Source organism: Streptomyces sp. NPDC016459, from assembly GCF_040632845.1.
In the GTDB taxonomy this organism is placed as follows: Bacteria; Actinomycetota; Actinomycetes; order Streptomycetales; family Streptomycetaceae; genus Streptomyces.
The window spans coordinates 746,064-765,922 of record NZ_JBEYCR010000002.1 but is presented as its reverse complement, the minus strand read 5'-3'; the positions used below and the strand labels follow the sequence as shown (position 1 = coordinate 765,922).

Sequence of the window (19,859 nt, the reverse complement as noted above, 5' to 3'; positions counted from 1 at the left end):
GTCGTGTGACGCGGGTCTCACGTCAGTCGTTGTTGGAGCCGCCCGGCGTGGTCTTCTGGATCTGCAGCAGGAACTCGCCGTTCGACTTCGTCTGCTTCATCTTGTCCAGCAGCAGCTCGATCGCCTGCTGCTGGTCGAGCGCGTGCAGCACGCGACGCAGCTTCCAGGTGACGGCGAGCTCGTCGCTGCCGAGCAGGATCTCCTCCTTGCGGGTGCCGGACGCGTCGACGTCCACCGCCGGGAAGATACGCTTGTCGGCGAGCTTCCGGTCGAGCTTGAGCTCCATGTTGCCGGTGCCCTTGAACTCCTCGAAGATCACCTCGTCCATGCGCGAACCGGTGTCCACCAGCGCGGTCGCGAGGATGGTCAGCGAGCCGCCGTCCTCGATGTTGCGCGCGGCACCGAAGAAGCGCTTCGGCGGGTAGAGCGCGGTCGAGTCGACACCACCGGACAGGATGCGGCCGGAGGCCGGCGCCGCGAGGTTGTACGCGCGGCCCAGGCGGGTGATCGAGTCGAGCAGGACGACCACGTCGTGACCCAGCTCCACGAGACGCTTGGCGCGCTCGATGGCCAGCTCGGCGACGGTGGTGTGGTCCTCGGCCGGACGGTCGAAGGTCGAGGAGATGACCTCGCCCTTGACCGACCGCTGCATGTCGGTGACCTCTTCCGGACGCTCGTCGACCAGGACGACCATCAGGTGGCACTCGGGGTTGTTGACGGTGATCGCGTTGGCGATCGCCTGCATGATCATGGTCTTGCCGGTCTTCGGCGGGGCCACGATCAGACCGCGCTGGCCCTTGCCGATCGGCGCCACGAGGTCGATGATCCGCGTGGTCAGCACACCCGGGTCGGTCTCCAGACGGAGCCGGTCCTGCGGGTACAGCGGGGTCAGCTTGTTGAACTCGGGGCGGCCGCGGCCGGAGTCGGCGGCCATGCCGTTCGCGGAGTCCAGGCGGACCAGCGCGTTGAACTTCTCGCGGCGCTCGCCCTCCTTCGGCTGCCGCACGGCGCCGGTGACGTGGTCACCCTTGCGCAGACCGTTCTTGCGGACCTGGGCGAGGGAGACGTACACGTCGTTCGGACCGGGCAGGTAGCCGGAGGTCCGGATGAACGCGTAGTTGTCGAGGATGTCCAGGATGCCCGCGACGGGGATCAGGACGTCGTCGTCCGCGACCTGCGGCTCGCCGGCCTGGAAGTCGTCACGCCCACGACGCCCACGGCGGTCGCGGTAACGGCCCCGACGGCCGCGGCGGCCGCCCGCCTCGTCGTCGTAGTCGTCCTGCGGACCGGCCTGGTGGCCGCCACCCTGCTGACCCTGGCTCTGGACCTGCTGGCCCTGACCCTGGCCGCCCTGGCCGCCCTGGCCCTGGCCCTGGCCCTGGCCCTGGCCCTGTCCGCCCTGGCGCTGGCGCTGGCCGCCCTGGCCACCGCCCTGCTGCTCGTCGCCCTTGCCGCGGTCGCGCTGACGGTCACGGCGGTCACGGCGCTCGCCGCGCTCCCCGCGGTCCCCCCGCTCGCCGCGGTCACGGCGGCCACGACCCTCGGCGCCGTCGACGGCGGCCTCGGCCCTGGCGTCGGCACCCGCGTCGGCCTTGGCCTCCGTACGGGCCTCCGTACGCGTCTCGGTCTTGACGGCCTGCGCGGCCTCGGCCTTGGCCTCGCCCTCCGGCGAACCGGCGGGGGCGGTGGCCCGACGACGACGGCGCTCACCGGCCGGCTGGTCGTCGGACGCGGGCTGGCCCGGGATGTCGATCTGCTGCTGGGCGACGGCCTTCTCGGCCTTGGGCTCGGCGGCCTCGGCAGCGGTCTCGGCCGCGCGGCTCTTGGCGGTGGCGCGGCGCTTCGGCTTGGTCTCGGCGGCGTCCGCGGCCTTGGCGGGGGCGGCGGAACCTCCACCGGCCTGCGCCTCCTTGATGACCTCGATCAGCTGGCTCTTGCGCATGCGCGCGGTGCCCCTGATGCCGAGGCCGGACGCGACCTGCTGCAGCTCGGCCAGGACCATGCCGTCGAGGCCGGTGCCGGAGCGGCGGCGCCGTGCGGTGCCGCCGGTGGCAGCACCTGCGGCGGGCGCGGCGGCGTCGACACTGCTGTCGGCAGTCACGCCCATCAGATCGGTGGTGTCGCTCACGAAGGGTCCTTCCCTGGAGCGGACGTCGGCCATCTGGCTCGGCGACCGGTTGTGCTGTCCGGCAGCGGTCCCGTGTGGGTGGACCGTGTCCGGGGCGGTGGTCCCGCCGGGGTACGGCGGAGAGAGAAACGTGCTGGGTCCGGCCCGAGCGCCCCCTGCTCGGCCCTCACTGCAGGAGAGCGAGGGGTGTCGTGCCGGTTCCGGAGCGTGCTCGAAACTGCACAGGCAGGCTGCTCAGGCAGTTGGGGAGGCTCCCGGAAGAATCGGTGGTCCCTGATGGGGACACTCAGCACCGCGCCACAAAGGCGCCGGGTGCTGACTTGAGGTTAACACTACCGGCTCCGACAAACATTCCCCCTCTCCCTCACCGGCAATCTCCTGTCCCGGACGCCGCCCGGCATCCGGTCCGTCGCGCCTAGGGCGCGAGCGGCAGGACGCACGCTCCGGGCACGTCGAGATCGAGCCGGTTCGCGGCCCATCCCTCGCCCGCCAGACGGGCGACCTTGTCGGCCGTCCCGTGTTCGGCCAGCGCGAGAACCGTGGGGCCCGCGCCGGAGATGACCGCCGGGACGCCGTCCGCCCGCAGCCGGTTCACGAGGGCGATGCTCTCCGGCATCGCGGGGGCCCGGTACTCCTGGTGCAGCCGGTCCTCGGTGGCCGCGAGCAGCAGCTCGGGGCGGCGGGTCAGGGCCTCGACCAGGAGGGCGGCACGCCCGGCGTTGGCCGCGGCGTCCACATGCGGGACGGTACGCGGGAGGAGTCCGCGGGCGGTCTCGGTCAGCACCGGCTTGCCGGGGACGAAGACCACCGGAACGATGGAATCCGAGGGATCCATCCTGATCGCCCGCGCGGCACCGGACTCGGTCCAGGCGAGCGTGAATCCGCCGAGCAGACAGGCGGCGACGTTGTCGGGGTGGCCCTCGATCTCGGTGGCGAGTTCGAGCAGGGCGGCCTCGTCGAGCCTGGCGTCCCCGCCTATCGTCACGGCGCGGGCGGCGACGATGCCGGCGCAGATGGCGGCGGAGGAGGAACCGAGGCCCCGGCCGTGCGGGATGCGGTTGGCGCAGACGACCTCGAGGCCGCGCGGCTGCCCGCCGAGCAGGTCGAAGGCCGTGCGCAGGGAGCGTACGAGCAGGTGGCTCTCGTCGCGCGGGAGCGTCCCGGCACCCTCGCCGGCGATGTCGACGTGCAGCCCGGAGTCGGCGACACGGACGACGACGTCGTCGTAGAGGCCCAGCGACAGGCCGAAGGCGTCGAAGCCCGGGCCGAGATTGGCGCTGGTGGCGGGGACGCGCACCCGTACGGCGGCGGCGCGGAACGCTGGACCGGCCATCGCTCGATGACTCTCCTTGATTGCGACAACAGGTAGGTCGAACGGGGTGTTTCAGGCGGGCACTTCAGAGAAGTGCACGGGAACCCGGGGGGCCGTTTCGGCCTTGGAGGCGACAACGGCAACGACACCGCGCATATGCGTGGGGGCGGGTTCGGTACAGCCTATCGAAGGAAGGTTCTGTGGCGACATAGGGCGCACAGGAGGCGCACGATGCGTGTCGCGGGCCAACCTGTGCGCCAATGTACGTTCCTGATCGGGTTTCGATCAGTGCTCCTCCCGGCGCGGGAGGGGCGGGATCAGGCCAGACCGAGGCGCTCGGCGGCGGCGGCCGCGTCGACCGGGACGGTGACCGGCTGCGGCGCGCCGGCGACGGCCCAGTCGGGGTCCTTGAGCCCGTTGCCGGTGACCGTGCACACGATCCGCTGGCCGGGGTCGACCTTGCCCTGCTCGGCGGCCTTCAGCAGACCGGCGACGGAAGCTGCCGAGGCGGGCTCGACGAAGACGCCCTCCTGCGCGGCCAACAGGCGGTAGGCGCGCAGGATCTCACGGTCCGTCACCTCGTCGATGAAGCCGCCCGACTCGTCGCGCGCGGCGATCGCGTAGTCCCACGAGGCCGGGTTGCCGATGCGGATCGCGGTGGCGATCGTCGACGGGTCCTTGACGACCTCACCGCGTACGAGCGGGGCGGAACCGGAGGCCTGGAAGCCCCACATGCGCGGCCGGTGCGTGGACAGGGCGTCGGCGGCGTACTCGGAGTACCCCTTCCAGTACGCCGTGATGTTGCCGGCGTTGCCGACGGGCAGGACGTGGATGTCGGGGGCGTCGCCGAGCATGTCCACGATCTCGAACGCGGCGGTCTTCTGGCCCTCGATACGGACCGGGTTGACCGAATTGACCAGCGCCACCGGGTAGTTCTCCGAGAGCCCCCGGGCCAGCGTGAGACAGTCGTCGAAGTTGCCGTCGACCTGGAGGATCTTCGCGCCGTGCACGAGGGCCTGGCCCATCTTGCCGAGCGCGATCTTGCCCTGCGGCACGAGGACGGCGCAGACCATCCCGGCGCGTACCGCGTAGGCCGCGGCGGAGGCCGAGGTGTTGCCGGTGGAGGCGCAGATGACGGCCTGCGCCCCCTCCTCCTTGGCCCTGGTGATGGCCATGGTCATGCCCCGGTCCTTGAAGGAGCCGGTGGGGTTGGCGCCCTCGACCTTGAGGTGCACCTCGCAGCCCGTGCGCTCGGAGAGGACCTGAGCGGGAACGAGCGGCGTACCGCCCTCACGGAGCGTGACGACCGGCGTCGTGTCCGTGACCGGAAGGCGGTCCCGGTACTCCTCGATGATGCCGCGCCACTGGTGGGTGCCCTTGCTGGTCATGGGTCCTTTACTCCCCTTCAACACGCATGATGCTGGCGACACCGCGTACGGTGTCGAGCTTGCGCAGTGCCTCGACGGTCCCGGAGAGGGCGGCGTCGGGCGCGCGGTGGGTGACGACGACGAGGGAGGCCTCGCCGTCTCCGTCCTGTCGACCGTGCTGGCGCACCGTGTCGATGGATACGCCGTGCTCGGCGAAGACCGTCGCGACCTGGGCGAGGACGCCCGGCTTGTCGGCCACGTCGAGACTGATGTGGTACCGCGTCACGACCTCGCCCATGGAGCTCACGGGCAGCTGGGTGTACGCGGACTCGCCGGGGCCGTTGGCCTCGTTGAGCTTGTTGCGGCACACGGCGACGAGGTCGCCGAGGACGGCCGACGCGGTCGGTGCGCCGCCGGCGCCGGGGCCGTAGAACATGAGCTGCCCGGCGGCCTCCGCCTCGACGAAGACCGCGTTGTACGCCTCGCGGACGGAGGCGAGCGGGTGGCTGAGCGGGATCATCGCGGGGTGCACGCGCGCGGTGACGGAGCCGCCGTCGGCGGCCCGCTCGCAGATGGCGAGCAGCTTGATGGTGCAGCCCATCTGCCGCGCGGAGGCGAAGTCGGCGGCGGTGACCTCGGTCATGCCCTCGCGGTACACGTCGTCGAGGCGTACGCGCGTGTGGAAGGCGATCCCGGCGAGGATGGCGGCCTTGGCGGCGGCGTCGAAGCCCTCGACGTCGGCGGTCGGGTCGGCCTCGGCGTACCCGAGGGCGGTGGCCTCGTCGAGCGCCTCGGAGTAGCCGGCGCCGGACGTGTCCATCTTGTCCAGGATGAAGTTCGTGGTGCCGTTGACGATGCCCATGACCCGGTTGATCTTGTCGCCGGCGAGGGACTCGCGCAGCGGCCGGATCAGCGGGATCGCGCCGGCGACGGCGGCCTCGTAGTAGAGGTCCTGGCCGTGCTTCTCGGCGGCCGCGTAGAGGCTCGCGCCGTCCTGGGCGAGCAGCGCCTTGTTCGCCGAGACGACGGAGGCGCCGTGCTCGAAGGCGGTGGTGATGAGGGTGCGGGCCGGCTCGACCCCGCCGATGACCTCGACGATGACGTCGATGTCCCCCCGTTCGACCAGGGCGGTGGCGTCGGTGGTGATCAGCTCCGCGGGGATGCCCTCGCGGACCTTGTCCGGGCGGCGGACGGCGACACCGGCGAGCTCGACCGGGGCGCCGATGCGCGCGGCGAGGTCGTCGGCGTGCGTCGTCATGATGCGCGCCACCTCTGAGCCGACCACTCCACAGCCCAGCAGCGCCACCTTCAGCGGACGCGTACGCATCATCCGACCTCTTTCTCGTCCTACTTCGTATCTCTACGGTCGTGTCTCTACGGTTCTCTGCGGTGGAACCAGTCTCACTCACCGGACGGGGGTTTCCGCCCTCCGTCCGGATCCTGAGACATCTATTTCATCACTCGGTTATCACTGGACTATTTCATCACCCGACGTCGAGACGCAGGAGATCTTCTTCCGTCTCGCGGCGGACGATCACCCGCGCCTCGCCGTCCCGGACGGCGACGACGGGCGGCCGGAGCGCGTGGTTGTAGTTGCTGGCCATGGAACGGCAGTACGCGCCCGTCGCCGGCACCGCGAGGAGGTCGCCGGGCGCCACGTCCGACGGCAGGAAGGCGTCCCGTACGACGATGTCACCGCTCTCGCAGTGCTTGCCGACGACCCGGGTGAGCATCGGCGCGGCCTCGCTGGTCCGCGAGACGAGGCTGACGCTGTACTCGGCGTCGTAGAGGGCGGTACGGATGTTGTCCGACATGCCGCCGTCCACGCTCACGTACGTCCGCAGTCCTTCGAGCGGCTTGATCGTGCCGACCCGGTAGAGCGTGAAGGCGGTCGGACCGACGATGGCACGGCCGGGCTCGACGGAGATCCGGGGCGTGCGGAGCCCGGCGGCCTCGCACTCCCTGCTGACGATCTCGTTCAGGGCCTTGGCGATCTCGTGCGGCTCGCGGGGGTCGTCCTCCGAGGTGTACGCGATGCCGAGGCCGCCGCCGAGGTCGATCTCGGGCAGCTCGACCCCGTGCTCGTCCCGCACCTCGGCGAGCAGCTGGACGACGCGGCGTGCGGAAACCTCGAAGCCGGCCATGTCGAAGATCTGCGAGCCGATGTGCGAGTGGATCCCGATGAGCTCCAGGCCGTCCAGCCTCAGGGCACGGCGGACGGCCTCCGCGGCCTGCCCGCCGGCGAGCGCGATGCCGAACTTCTGGTCCTCGTGGGCGGTGGCGATGAACTCGTGGGTGTGCGCCTCGACACCGACGGTCACCCGGATCTGGACGCGCTGGCGCTTGCCGAGGGAGCGGGCGATGTGGGCGACGCGGACGATCTCCTGGAAGGAGTCGAGGACGATGCGCCCCACACCGGCCTCGACGGCCCGGTGGATCTCGTCCTCGCTCTTGTTGTTGCCGTGGAAGGCGATGCGCTCGGGGGGCATGCCGGCGGAGAGGGCGGTGACCAGTTCGCCGCCGGAACACACGTCGAGGTTCAGCCCCTCCTCGTGGAGCCACCGCACGACGGCCCGGGAGAGGAAGGCCTTGCCCGCGTAGAAGACGTCGGCGTCCGTCCCGAAGGCCTCGGCCCAGGCGCGGCAGCGGGCGCGGAAGTCGCTCTCGTCGAGGAAGTAGGCGGGCGTGCCGAACTCCTCCGCGAGCGCGTCGACACCGATCCCGGCGACGGTGGCGACGCCGCGCTCGTCCCGGGTGACGGTCCTGGACCACACCTTCGGGTCGAGGGCGTTGAGGTCGGCGGGCGGCGCCGAGTAGTGGCCCTCGGGGAAGACGTCGGCGTGACGGGGGCCTGCGGGGTGGGCGGAACGGCTCATGTCTGCACTGCTCTTTCAGATCCGATCGGGTGCGCTGATGCCGAGCACGGAGAGGCCGCCGGCGAGCACCGTCCCGGCGGCTTCGGCGAGCGCGAGCCGGGAACGGTGGACGGCCGAGGGTTTCTCGTCGCCGAGCGGCAGAACGGTGTGCTGGAACGCGAGCAGCGCGTCGGCGGTTGTTTCCAGGTGCCGGGCGACCCGGTCGGGGGCTCGGTGGCGGGCGGCGGCGAGAAGGACGGCGGGGTGGTCGCCGAGGGCGCCGAGAAGTGCGGGGGCGTCGATGTCGGTCTCGTACGCGGGTGTGACCCGGAGCTGTTCTCCGTTGACGAGCAGCCTACGCACCCGCGAGTGCGCGTACCGCACCCGGAAGAGGGGATTGCGCTCGTGCTGGACGAGGAGCGGCGGCCCGTCGAGGGGCCGGTCCTGGGGCGCGGGCCGGAGCAGGGCCCAGCGGGCGGCGTCGACACCGAGGCCCGTGGGGTCGTACGCCCCGGGTCGTACGTGGATCCGCTCGGCACCGCCGAACCCGGCGTCGGCCCCCTGCGCCCGGAGGAGCCGGACGACGGTCTCGGTGACAAGGGCGGCACGCGCCTCGGCGGACTCGGCAAAACGGACGACGGTCCCGACGAGGGCGGTACTGCTGCCGTACGGGGGGAAGGCGCCGCCGCTGGGCGTGGGGGCGGCGAGGGCGGGGGCGCTGAGGGTGGTGTCGCTGCCGCTGTCGTACGCGGGGGCGGACTCGCGGATCGCCCGCACGAGCTCGGCACCGGCGTCGGGGCGGAGGCTGAAGTTCAGGAACCCGGGCCCGGTGATCTCGACGCCCTGGAGCCCGGGGGCGTCACGGAGCCGTTCCTTCAGGATCCCGGCGACATCGAGGGCGGTACGGCCGGCGGGCCGGGCGAGGGTCAGGGCGATGTTGCTGGCGTACTCCCCGGCGCCACCGGGCCGGGCGCGCTCGACCTTGACCAGCGGGGGCACGTCGACCCGCAGCGCACCGTCGTCGACCGCGCGGCGCACGGCGTGCAGCACGGTGAGGGAGAGGTCCGCGGGGGTCACGGGTCAAGCCTAGGGGAGGAGGGGGGTCGGAACGCGAACCGGTTTCGCCATACGGGCAGCCGGGGGCGGCAGGACGGGCACCTCGCACACGACCGATGGACGGATGCGACCGGCGCACCGCCTCACAACTGGTGTACCGACGAGACGAGGTGCCGATCTCAGTGCACCCCGCGCGGGGTACTCGCGCGTCGGGACTCCTGCTCCTGCGCTCCGTCGACTGCGGCCGGTTCCTCTCCCCCGTCGGCCCCGGCGCCCTCCGGCCGCTCACGCCGCTCGCGGTGCATCAGCTGGCGGACCACGCGGACGAGCTCGGTGGGCTCGAAGGGCTTGGCGAGAAAGGCGTCGACCCGGGGCACCACCCCACCGGAGGCCTCGTGCTCACCGCAGGCACTGATGATCGCGACCGGCAGATGACTGGTCCGAGGATCGGCGCGCAGCCGCGCGGCGGTCTTGATCCCGTCGAGTCGGGGCATGACGACATCCAGGGTGACGACATCAGGACGAACCCGATGCACGACATCCAGACACTCGGCACCATCGGCCGCGGTCACGACCTCGAACCCCTCGAGTTCGAGATTGACCCTGATCAACTGCCGGATCACCTTGTTGTCGTCGACAACGAGCACCCGACCGGACGCGCCTGACACACGAACGAGAGTAGGCCGCCCAGAACAGCTGCGTCCGGGTTTTACCCACTTCTTACCCGTGCGAGGGACCCGACCCCCCGGTGACACCCCGGAAATACCTGTTCACAGCCACTCCCACAGAGCTGGTAGGGTTCTACCCGTCGCCGCCGAACGCGGCAGCGCCCCCGTAGCTCAGGGGATAGAGCAACGGCCTCCGGAGCCGTGTGCGCAGGTTCGAATCCTGCCGGGGGCACTTCGCAGGAAGTGCCACACAGACCCCGTGATCAGCGGAAACGCTGAGTGCGGGGTCTTGTTGTGTGTGCAGGGGGGTGCCGGGCTGAGCGGCGGATGCCAGGGGTCGCGGCCTCTTCGCGGCCCGGGGGCGTGGGGCGAAGCTGCAGGTGAGAACACAGAAACGCGGAAGGCTCCGGGATAGGTCCCGAGGGCCTCGCGTGGGGTGGCACCCCCTAGTCGGCAGTCACTCCCCAGTAGCCGATCTGAGCGGGGGCGCCGTCGCGATAGAGAACGGTGCAGTTGCCCTGGGCGCGATCGGGGAAGTCCAACCGCCCTGCGTCGAGAGCCTCGTCCCATTCCTCGTAGGTGGGTTGGCCGGGCGGGAGACCAGGCGCGCACCTCGCCGTCGGTCAGCGGACGCATGAACGGACCGTCGTCCGTGTCCGTGGCATCGATCATGAGGGGGAAGTCCAGCACGGTGGCCGTGCCACCGGTGAAGATGTACTCGTGCCACGCAGGATCACGCCACAGCTCCTCGACCGATCGTCCTTCGAAGCCGTGGTCGTCCTCCGCCAGCCTCTCTACCTGGGCCTGCCGGAATGCAGCCGCCAGATCAGGCTGATACGGGCCCGTCTGCGTCCACGCGTTACCGCCCACTTCTGTCCCTTCCCACTCGCACCGTTCAAGCGGAAGCGCAGCGTAGGCGATCGCACTGACAGTCCCCCTCGCTCGATCCCTCGTACTCCCGCAGCAGGTCTTCCATCGTCCGATCGGCCACCTCCTGACGACCGTCGAGGCCTCTTGCCAACCACCCCCATGTTGCCGACGCGCTCAAGGGCCCGGGTGGCGCCCACGGCCGCGTTGAGTCACCTCGAGACGGCGGAGTGACGGAGGTCGTAGGGGCGTCTAGTGCCGAAAGACCCCGTGACCAGCGGAGACACTAGCGCGGGGTCTTTCACGAGGGGTGCGGGGTGGGACACCTCCGGTGGGGTGTCCCGCCGCGTCAGGTCGTCTCCGGCTGGTTCAGGCGGGGGTTTCGGGGGTGTCGGCGGGCGGGTGGTGGGGCTGCGCCAGCGTGGCCGTGTGGACGAACCAGTCGAGGACTTCACGGAGTTCCTCGGCCTGGTCGGCGAAGACCTCCAGGGGGAACGAGGGGCGCAGGTCCAGCTTCGCCTCCGCGAGGTCGATGCCGTCCACCCCGTTCAGTCGGGCCATCAGGTCCCGGCGCAGTGACTCGTCGTCGAACGGCGGTCGGCGCTTCAAGTACTGGAAGACCACCTCCGCCGTGCCTGTCGCCGGGTACAGCGCGACGGGCCACAGCGAACGGGCGCGGGCCCCGCCCACGGACAGCATGGGGAAGCAGCTGGTCTCGCTCTTCTTCCCGTAGTCGAGAGAGCCGCCCCGTTCCTCCCAGAACCGCAGGGTCGCGAGTACTCCCTCTGCTGTCTCGGGGGTCTGGTTGTCACGCAACAGCGTCTCGAAGCGGGCCGCGGCGGTGTCCCCGGCCTTTCCGGCGGCCTCGGGGTCCTGGGCGGGCGCCTCGCTCTCGAAGTCGTCCTTGCCCACCAGGGCCGCCAGGTCCGCTGCCGTCAGCCGGTGGGAGCGGCGGGCGCGGCCCCATTCATCGAACGGCACGCCCTCGGACTCCAGGACAGCCCGCGGGTCGGGGTCGCCCTCACGTCCCTCCGGCCAGCGGAAGCCTGGGGAGATCTTGCCGTCGGCCATCAGCACGCGGTAGGCCCCGTGCAGCGCCGGCCTGGTGCCCACATGGTTCCCGACCGCGACGGCGTGCGTGCCGATGAGGGCGGCGAGGTCCCCGTACGTCGTCCACGTACCCGCCGGCATGTTCAGCAGCGCTCGGCGCAGCTCGCCCCACCCGGCCCACTCGGCGTCCGCTCGGACCACCCCGTCGAGGGGGCCCGGCCACAACTCCTCGGCGCGGATCGCCAGTTCCTGTGCCCGCGCAAGGATCTCGGCCTTCCCCCAGCGCTCCTGGGCGGCGATCCGCTGGTTCATCCGGAGCGCGCTGGAGTCCAGGATCTGCTGCTTGCGGCGGAAAGGGTGGTTCGAGAGGCGCGCGTTGTCGCCGGAGAGCGTGAGGTTGCCGAGGGTGTGCACCAGTTGGGTGTGGAGGTCCTCCGGGCTCTCGCTCTGCCCGGTCTCCTCGGCGAGGAGGTCGAACCACTGCTGGGCGGGCTGCTGCGGCAGTACGTGCTCCACGGTGAGCCTCGCCCTGGCGTAGTCGACCGGTTCGCTGGCGCCGTAGCTCTCCTCGAAGCGGCGCAGGATCTCGAAACGCTGGTGCGAGCGGCCCGACTTGTAGAAGGGGCGGCTGAGGATGGACCCCCGCATCACCGCGTCGGAGGGCCAGACACGTGTCCCGGTCTTGGCGGACAGGGCGTGGCGTACGGCGTCCGCGAGCGAGCGCCCGTTCTCCAGTTCCTTCTCCACCTCCTTGGGCAGCTCCATGAAGGTGCGGTTGTTTCCCGTGGTGGAGTTGCCGGCGAACAGGCGCCGCACCATGTAGCTCTCGGCGTACGAGAGGGCGGCGGCCGCCTCCTTGGGGTCGCAGGCGCCCTCGTCCAGCCGGTCGAGCAGGAGGAGCGCCAGTGGGTAGTGGGTCTGGCCGCCCCAGCGTGCGAGCCGCTCCAGGACCTCGCGCAGGCCCGGGTCGCCTCCCGCCACGGCTCGACGATCCGCATGAGGCGACCGGCTCGTACGTGCAGTCGGGAGACCTCGGCCTCCAGGGCCTCCTCGTCCGAACTCAGCGGTTCGAGACGCCTCTTCTGGTCCCGGTAGATCTCGCTCTGCTTGGCCCGGTTGTCGCCGCCGACGACCAGGTCGAGCCAGACCAGCAGTTCGAGCCTCGCCGGGCCCAACGACTCCTGCATCGGGAGCCACAGGTTGCGGTAGACGGCCTCGCCTCGCTTGGGGAGGCACATGAAGAGGTAGTTGCGCAGCAGATCACTCTGGCTGAGACCGACACCCGTGTTGTTGATGGACTCGAAGATCCGGTAGACGTTGTCGCCCTCGGCGGCGGTGATCGACACGATGGAGAGGAAGTCCCTCAGCACGGACTCCACGGCGCAGACCCATGCCTCGCCGGCAGTCTCCTCGCCCTCGGCCAGAGCAGCGAGGAAGAACCGGTAGGCGCCGCCGATGTTGCCGGCGCCGCCGGCCGTGGGAAGGGACTCCACGCAGGCGACGAACGCCTCGCGGTCGGCCTGTGTCGGCAGCAGACGGTAGTGGTCGTTCCCGTCCTGGTAGCCGTTGACCAGGACCAGGTCGTGGATGCGGTCCGCCTTCTTCGCCCGCCCCCGGGCCCGGTGGGCGTCCCGCAGCGCGGTGAAGGCGAGCATCAGGGTGGTCAGCCGCTGCTGGCCGTCCACGACGAGCCAGCGCTGCATCCCGCCCGCCGCGACGCGCTCCGGCGCGAGCACGACCGACCCCAGGAAGTGAGCCGCCGGAACCCTGCCGTCCAGCTTGTCCTCGACGAGTTCCATCACGTCGTCCCACAACTGTTGCAGCTCGTCCCGTTGCCAGGTGTAGGTCCGTTGGTACAGCGGGACCTGGAACTGCGTCTCTCCGTGAACCAGTTTGCTGAACGTCGTCTCCTGCGCGTGCACGCGCGTCCCCTCCCCGACTCCTGCCCGTGGGCCCGTCATTGTGCCGCACCCGGATACGGTGATCAGCTGAATCGGTATCCATGGTTCGTTCGGGTGGCCGGTGGAGGTGGTGACGTCGGCCTGGGCGGGTCACGCCGTGCGTTTGCGTGGGGTTGCCTTCTTCGTCGTCGTCTTCTTGGTGGACGTGGTCTTCTCGGCCGGGGTCTTCGACGCCGTGGTCTTCTTCTTCGCCGCCGTCTTCCTGGTCGTGGCCTTCTTCGGTGTCTCCTTCGTCTCCGCGTCGGCGGTCGACGTCGACTTGCGGGCCGGCGTCGCCGTCTTCTTCGCCGGTGTCCGGGACGTGGACTTCTTGCCGCCCGTCTCCTTCGGCGTCCCGCGCGGTTTGAGTTCCGTCACCACGGCGTCCTCGCCGCGGGCCTCCTTCGCCGCCCTGACGCTGCTCTCCAGGGCCGCCATCAGGTCGATCACCCGGCCGCCCTGCGCCTCCCCCGGGGCCGGGGGTGCGACGGCCTCGCCGCCCTCCGCCTTCGCCGCGATCATCTCCTCGACCGCGGTCCGGTAGTCGTCGCGCAGGGTGCTCATGTCGACCTCGCCCAGCGTGGCCATCAGGGCCTCGGCCAGGTCGAGTTCGGCGTCCCGCACCGCGACCGGTGTCTCCGGGGCCACGCCCTCCGGGGCGCGGATCTCGTCCGGCCAGAGCAGCCCGTGCATCGCGATCACGTCGTCCACGACCCGGAGCATGCCGAGCCGCTCCCGCCCCCGGAGGGCGTATTTCGCCACCGCCACCTTGTCGCTGCGCTTGAGCGCCTCGCGGAGCAGGGTGTACGGCTTGGCCGCCGGCACGCCGTTCGCCGAGAGGTAGTACGCGGCGTCCATCTGGAGCGGGTCGATCTCACCGGCCGGTACGAAGGCCACGATCTCGATGGTCTTCGCCGTCGGGAGCGGCAGGGCCGCCAGGTCCTCGTCGGTGATCGGGATCATGGTCCCGTCGGCGTCCTCGTACGCCTTGCCGATCTCCGGCGTCGTCAGCTCCTCCCCGTCCAGCTCGCACACCTTCTTGTAGCGGACCCGGCCGCCGTCCTCGGTGTGGATCTGGCGGAAGGAGACCGAATGGCTCTCCGTGGCGTTCACCAGCTTGATCGGGATGCTGACAAGGCCGAAGGAGATGGCGCCGTTCCAGATGGATCGCACGTTTCTTACCTTTCGAGCCTAAAAGACACGATTCGTGGGGATTGTCATCGTATGACGCCTCTCACGGAGGTGGAGGGGCGGCGCCTGGCGCTCAGCAACCTGGACAAGGTGCTCCACCCGGTCACCGGCACCCACAAAGGCGAGGTGCTCCACTACTACGCCACCGTCGGAGCCGCGATCCTGCCGCATCTGCGGGACCGGCCGGTGTCCTTCCTGCGCTATCCGGACGGCCCGGACGGACAGCTCTTCTTCACCAAGAATCCTCCACCCGGCACACCCTCCTGGGTGAGGACCACGCCCGTACCCCGCTCCGAGGACCCCCGGGCCCGGCAGGTGGTGATCGATGACCTGGCCTCCCTGATGTGGGCGGCGAACCTCGTCGTGGAGTTCCACACCCCGCAGTGGCGGGCATCCTCCCCCGCCGTCGCCGACCGGCTCGTGTTCGACCTGGACCCCGGGCCGCCCGCGACCGTCGTCGAGTGCTGCCGGGTCGCGCTGCACCTGCGCGAGCGGCTCACCGTGGACGGCCTCCACGCCTACGCCAAGACCTCCGGCTCCAAGGGGCTGCACCTGCTCGTGCCGATCGTCCCCACCCCCTCCGCACACGTCTCGGCCTACGCCCGACAGCTCGCCGTCGAGGCGGAGGCGGCGCTGCCACGGCTGGTCGTCCACCGGATGGCCAAGGCCCTGCGCCCCGGGAAGGTCTTCGTCGACCACAGCCAGAACGCCGCCGCCAAGACCACCGCCACCCCCTACACCCTGCGCGCGCGGACCCTGCCCACCGTGTCCGCACCCGTCACCTGGGAGGAGGTGGAGGAGTGCGCCGGCCTGGCGGCCCCGGATCCGGAAGCCCTCGTTCTCCTCATGGACGACATCACGCCACGTCTTGAGCGGTACGGGGAGCTCCTGGCGCCCCTCTTCGCGCCCGAGCGGGCCGGAGAGCTGCCATGAGCCCGGCCCGCCCCGACCGCCCCGCGGGACGGGGTGACGCCGGGGTTCGGGGGGCCGGGGCCCGCGCCGGGGTGCGGGGGTCCGGGGCCGTGGCGCTGGCTCCGCCCGTCGACGTCATGCGGCCACGGGCCGCCGACGAGATCCCCGCACAGGGCGAGCCGCCACGGCAGCTCCAGTACTCGCTCAAGCTGGACGGGTTCCGTGCGCTCGCCTTCGTCCTCGACGACGGCAAGGTCGTCCTCCAGTCCCGCTCCCGCCGCGACCTCGCTCCCGAGTTCCCCGAGACCGCCGCGCACCTGCGGGAGCAGCTCCCGCCCGGGATCGTCCTCGACGGGGAACTCTGCGCCTACCGGGAAGGACGGCTCAGCTTCACCGACCTCCTCCGGTCCCCCGCGGACCGCGCCAGGACCGGGGTGCCCGTCTCGTACATCGCCTTCGACCTCCTCGCCGTCCCCGGGCGTGACGTCCGGGCTCTGCCGCTCCGCGACCGGTGGGAACTGCTCGGTGCGGCCCTGCGGGAGGCCGAGCCGCCGCTCCAGCGCGTCCTCGCCACCCTCGACGAGTCGACCGCCCGCGACTGGTTCCGGGACCTGCGGGACGCCGGAGTCGAAGGGATCGTCGCCAAGACGCTCGGCTCCCCCTACCGGGCGGGGCCCACCTGGGCCTGGCGCAAGGTCCGGCACGCCGACACCGGCGACGGCCTGCTTCTCGGCGTCCTCGGCCCCCCCGAACGGCCCCGTGCCCTCGTCGTACGTCTCGCCGACGGCCGCACCGTGACGACCTCCCCCCGGCTCACCCCGGCGCAGTCGCGCGAGGTCGGGGCGGTGGCGGGCGACCGCGCCGGGCCCCTCACCCCGGACCCGGAGCACGGGCCCGTGCGGTGGGTGGAACCGCCCGTACCGGTCGAGCTGCGGCAGCTCGCGGGGCGGCAGCGGCAGGAGAACGCGACGTTCGTGCGGGTTCGGTCGGAGGGGTGAGGGGGCCGGGGGTGGGAGGTGGGGACGTCGAGGGGGTGGGGGGTGAGTGGGTGGAGGGGTGAGGGGGGCGGGGGTTGAGGGGATCGTAGGGGTGGCGCTGCTTCGGGTCGAGCGACCCGCACTCAGTGCAACTGCCCTGCTCCGTACCGTACATGGCGCAAAGAAGTCGCAACTCGGGGTGCCCGCACGTCCCGTGTCGCCAGTAAGGCCTTGCTTCACCTCCCGTGGTGCACACTTGCTGCCTGGTACAGGGCTCACGGGGAAGGCGGCCTGGCACATGCTGACGGGGATCGAGGAGGTCGACTGGGCCTCACTGGGGCATGCGTACGGCCCCGCGGACGACGTGCCGGAGCTCCTCCGCGGACTCGCCTCCGCCGATCCCGCGGAGCGGGAGACCGCCCTCGACGGGATGTACGGCGCCGTGCACCACCAGGGCGACGTCTACGACTCCACCCTCGCCTGCATCCCCTTCCTCCTCGAACTCGTCGCCGACCCCGCCGTCCAGGACCGCGGCTGCCTCGTCGAGCTGCTCACCAGCATCGGCGGCATCGAGCTCGACGACGACGAGGAACTGGACGAACTCGACCCCGACGAGGAGGAGTTCATCCCCGCGGCCAACTACGCCATGGCCGCGGCCGCCATCGCCGCCGGCGCCGACGTCTTCCTCGGGCTCGCCTCCGACCCCGACCCCGAGGTACGGCTCGCCGCGCCCTGCGCGCTCGCCTCCCTGCACCCCGAGCCCGCCCGGGTCCTGACCCTGCTGCGGGAACGGCTCACCGTCGAGCGGGACACCGAGGTGCGGCTCGCCCTCGTCGCCGCCCTCGGGCGGATCGCGCTGCGGCACGCGGCGCTACGCGCAGAGATCGTCGACTGGCTCGGCTGGCTCGCCCGCGCCGCCCACGACCCCGGGCTCCGTCTCGCGGCCCTCGTCCAGCGGGCGCGGTGCGCGCCCGGCGACATCCCGGACGACGTCGTGCCCCGGGTGACGGGCCTCCTGGAGGAGATCCGGATCACGGCCCGCGCGTCCGCCGCCCCCGGCGCCGACGGGTCCCGGTACGCCGCGCCCACCCTCATCGGGCAGGTCCGCGAACTCCTCGAGGAACACGCCGCCGGACGGCCCGCCCCCTGGACGGAGGAACTGCTCCGGACCCTGCACACCGCCCTCGACGACCGCGTCGACGACCGCATCGCGCTGATCCTGGCGCAACTGCGCAGCCCCGACTGGGGGCAGCGCTCCGACGCGATCTGGCTGTGCGGCGGGTTGATCCGGATCTGGCGCGGGCGGTACGAGGAGGTCGTCCGGCTCGTCGGCGCCCAGCTGCACGATCCCGAGCCACGGCTCCGGGAGGCCGCCACCTCGTTCCTGGAGCGGCTCTTCGAGCTGGGCGCCCCCGCGGCCGACGCGCTGGCCGCACGGCTGGCCTCGGGACCCTCCGCTCGGTCGGTCCCGGGGCCCGTCGGGGGGTCGCGAGGAGGCCCGGGGCTCGGGCCCGGCGGGCAGAACGCGTTCGTCGGGCGGTCCGGGCGGGACGGGGCGCTCCTCGCCCTGGCCCGCGCCGGGGACACCCGGGCCGTACCCCTGCTCGCCCGCGCCCTGGAGGAGGGCGAGGTACGGCGGGACCTGCTGTACGCCATGGATGGTCTCGGGCCCTCGGCCGCGATGCTCGCCCCGCTCCTGCGGCGCCGGCTCGCCGAGGTCGACCTCGACGAGCGGCTCTACGACCGGGCCGCGCCCCTGCTGTACGCCCTCGCGGCCGTTCGGGGCCGCCAGGCCGTACCCGAGGTCCTGCGGGTCCTGCGCGGGGCGCCTCCGAACCGGCGCGACTGGGTGCGGGAGGCCGCCCTCAGGACGCTGGCGGCCTTCGGGCCCGCCGCCCGGGAGGCCGTACCCGACATGCGAAGACTCCTGGCCGCCGAGTCGGCGTCCGTCGCCACGACGGCGGCGCGGGCCCTGTGGGCGGCCGAGGGTGAGGTGCGTGAGGTCCTGGCGGCCCTGGAGCGGTGGCTCGGGCCGGGTGCGTCGGGTGCGGAGCGGTGCGCCGCCGCGCAGGCGCTCGGCGAGATCGGGCCCGCCGCCGCCGCGGCCGCGCCGGCCCTCCTGCCCGGTCTGGCCTCGCGGGACCTGTGGGTGCGGGTCCGCAGCGCCGCCGCCCTGTGGCGGGTGTCCGGGGACGCGGCGACGGCCCTGCCGGTGCTGCTGGCGGCCTGGGAGGAGAACCGGCACGCGCGCGTGGACGTCGCGGAGTGTCTGGCGGAGATGGGTCCCGCGGCGTCGGAGGCGCAACTGGTGGTCCTCACCGAGCTGACGCGGCGGCGGCGGCACAACGCGCGCGAAGGCGCCTCCGGCAGTCATGACGTCCATGTCGACGAGAAGCTCCTGACCTTGTGCCGGGCGGCGCTGGCTCGGATGGAGCGGGGGGTGTTCTGAGGGGCCGGGGGGCGGCTGGGGCTTGGTTTCGGCTGCCAAGCCGGGTGGGGGGTACCTCTGCGTGGCGTGTGCGTGGGGGCCGTTCCGGGGGTCGTGTCCGGGACTGCATGATGTACGGCGCCTGCGGGGCCCGGAGAGTTCGGCGTTTGTCATGCGCCACACATCACTCTCTACGTCCCGAACACGACCCCCTCCACGGCCCCCACTTCTGTCCTCGGGCGGCCTCACCTCGTGAATCCCGTCGGTGAGCAGGAGGCACCTCCTTCCGAATATGGTCTCCTCAGGGCCCTGGGAGGAGACACATGCGACCGCTCGGAGCGTTGATCGCCGTCTGCGGTGTCCTGTGCGCTCTCGTGCTCGTCGGGTGCGGAGGTGAAGGCGGGCTCACCAGCGCCGGGGCAACGTCCCCCGCTGTGGGGCCCGTCCGGCTCTGGCCAGACCTGCCGCCGGCCACCGATCCGCCCATCGACTACGGGGAGTCCGACACCGCGCGTGTCCCCGGCATCGCCGTCGCCGACAACGACGTCCGTTCCGTCGACGCCGTCGCGGTCGTCCGTGCCGAGGTGCGGACCGGCGTGTACAGCGGGCCGGGATGTACGAGGAGACCGCCCGTGCGATCGCCGCCTGCGACACCGCTCCCCGCGCGTGTCCCGTCATGCGGCCGTACTACCGCGACCTCACCGGGAACGGCCGGGACGAGCTGATCGTCGGGATCCGGATGCCCGAGCAGCAGGTCGGGGTGCGGGTCTACCTCGCCGAGAACGGCGGTCTCACCCGGATCATGTCCACGGTCGACCAGGTCATCAGCGTGGAGCTGGCCGGGCGGGACCTGATCATGCGGGTCGCGTCGGCGGGGATCCCGGGGTACGAGTACCGCACCGCCTGGTCCTGGGACGAGCAGCAGCAGAGCATGCTGCCCACCCGTGACGAGATCGTGCGGGTGCGGCGCCCGGGGCCCGGCGTGCCCGTGCCCCGGCTGGTGAGCCCCAGCCCTTCCGTCGCTCCCGTGCCGCTGCCCGCGGAGACCCCGTGAGGGCGCCCCGGCCGCCCGCCTGGACCGCGACCCTGACGTGGAAGGCCGCCGTCT

11 protein-coding genes, 1 tRNA gene and 2 pseudogenes are annotated in these 19,859 nt (G+C 71.8%); 5 read left to right on the top strand and 9 right to left on the bottom strand.

Annotated elements, in window-relative coordinates; translation table 11 throughout:
- Nucleotides 1–22: 22 nt before the first annotated feature.
- The 7 genes and pseudogenes from rho to ABZ567_RS09155 all read right to left on the bottom strand — a co-directional run bounded on the left by rho (nucleotide 23) and on the right by ABZ567_RS09155 (nucleotide 9,414).
- Nucleotides 23–2,128 carry a transcription termination factor Rho gene (gene rho, locus ABZ567_RS09185; RefSeq protein ID WP_360786183.1) on the bottom strand — a complete coding sequence of 702 codons (2,106 nt, stop codon included), beginning with the start codon at nucleotides 2,126–2,128 and terminating at the stop codon, nucleotides 23–25.
- Between the two features lie 415 nt (nucleotides 2,129–2,543).
- Nucleotides 2,544–3,461, bottom strand: a complete 918-nt coding sequence (thrB, locus tag ABZ567_RS09180; RefSeq protein ID WP_360786182.1) for a homoserine kinase — start codon at nucleotides 3,459–3,461, stop codon at nucleotides 2,544–2,546.
- 296 nt (nucleotides 3,462–3,757) lie between these two features.
- A complete protein-coding gene (gene thrC / locus ABZ567_RS09175) occupies nucleotides 3,758–4,828 on the bottom strand; it encodes a threonine synthase (protein WP_360786181.1) in 1,071 nt (356 codons plus the stop codon).
- A gap of 7 nt (nucleotides 4,829–4,835) precedes the next feature.
- Nucleotides 4,836–6,134, bottom strand: a complete 1,299-nt coding sequence (locus tag ABZ567_RS09170) for a homoserine dehydrogenase (protein WP_360786523.1) — start codon at nucleotides 6,132–6,134, stop codon at nucleotides 4,836–4,838.
- A 157-nt stretch (nucleotides 6,135–6,291) separates the two neighbouring features.
- Nucleotides 6,292–7,683, bottom strand: a complete 1,392-nt coding sequence (gene lysA, locus ABZ567_RS09165; RefSeq protein WP_360786179.1) for a diaminopimelate decarboxylase — start codon at nucleotides 7,681–7,683, stop codon at nucleotides 6,292–6,294.
- Between the two features lie 15 nt (nucleotides 7,684–7,698).
- Nucleotides 7,699–8,739 carry an ArgS-related anticodon-binding protein NrtL gene (nrtL, locus tag ABZ567_RS09160; RefSeq protein ID WP_360786178.1) on the bottom strand — a complete coding sequence of 347 codons (1,041 nt, stop codon included), beginning with the start codon at nucleotides 8,737–8,739 and terminating at the stop codon, nucleotides 7,699–7,701.
- 158 nt (nucleotides 8,740–8,897) lie between these two features.
- Nucleotides 8,898–9,414, bottom strand: a pseudogene (locus ABZ567_RS09155) (response regulator).
- Between the two features lie 132 nt (nucleotides 9,415–9,546).
- Here ABZ567_RS09155 and ABZ567_RS09150 point away from each other — a divergent pair.
- Nucleotides 9,547–9,618 (top strand) — tRNA-Arg (locus ABZ567_RS09150).
- Nucleotides 9,619–10,622: 1,004 nt separating this feature from the next.
- Here the strand turns inward: ABZ567_RS09150 and ABZ567_RS09145 are convergent.
- Nucleotides 10,623–13,225: pseudogene (locus ABZ567_RS09145) on the bottom strand (DUF262 domain-containing protein).
- 129 nt (nucleotides 13,226–13,354) lie between these two features.
- Nucleotides 13,355–14,416: a Ku protein gene (locus tag ABZ567_RS09140; RefSeq protein ID WP_360786176.1), complete on the bottom strand. Its 1,062-nt coding sequence runs from the start codon at nucleotides 14,414–14,416 to the stop codon at nucleotides 13,355–13,357.
- 51 nt (nucleotides 14,417–14,467) lie between these two features.
- On the opposite strand from ABZ567_RS09140, the gene ligD reads away from it, so the two are divergent.
- From ligD to ABZ567_RS09120, 4 genes are all read left to right on the top strand, one after another.
- The gene (ligD, locus tag ABZ567_RS09135; RefSeq protein ID WP_360786174.1) at nucleotides 14,468–15,367 is read left to right on the top strand and encodes a non-homologous end-joining DNA ligase; all 900 of its coding nucleotides are present in this window, start codon (nucleotides 14,468–14,470) and stop codon (nucleotides 15,365–15,367) included.
- An 89-nt stretch (nucleotides 15,368–15,456) separates the two neighbouring features.
- On the top strand, nucleotides 15,457–16,344 hold the full coding sequence (locus ABZ567_RS09130) for a DNA ligase (RefSeq protein ID WP_360786173.1): 888 nt from the start codon (nucleotides 15,457–15,459) through the stop codon (nucleotides 16,342–16,344).
- Between the two features lie 277 nt (nucleotides 16,345–16,621).
- Nucleotides 16,622–18,772 carry a PBS lyase gene (locus ABZ567_RS09125; RefSeq protein WP_360786171.1) on the top strand — a complete coding sequence of 717 codons (2,151 nt, stop codon included), beginning with the start codon at nucleotides 16,622–16,624 and terminating at the stop codon, nucleotides 18,770–18,772.
- A gap of 592 nt (nucleotides 18,773–19,364) precedes the next feature.
- Nucleotides 19,365–19,805: a hypothetical protein gene (locus tag ABZ567_RS09120; RefSeq protein ID WP_360786169.1), complete on the top strand. Its 441-nt coding sequence runs from the start codon at nucleotides 19,365–19,367 to the stop codon at nucleotides 19,803–19,805.
- Nucleotides 19,806–19,859: the final 54 nt, after the last annotated feature.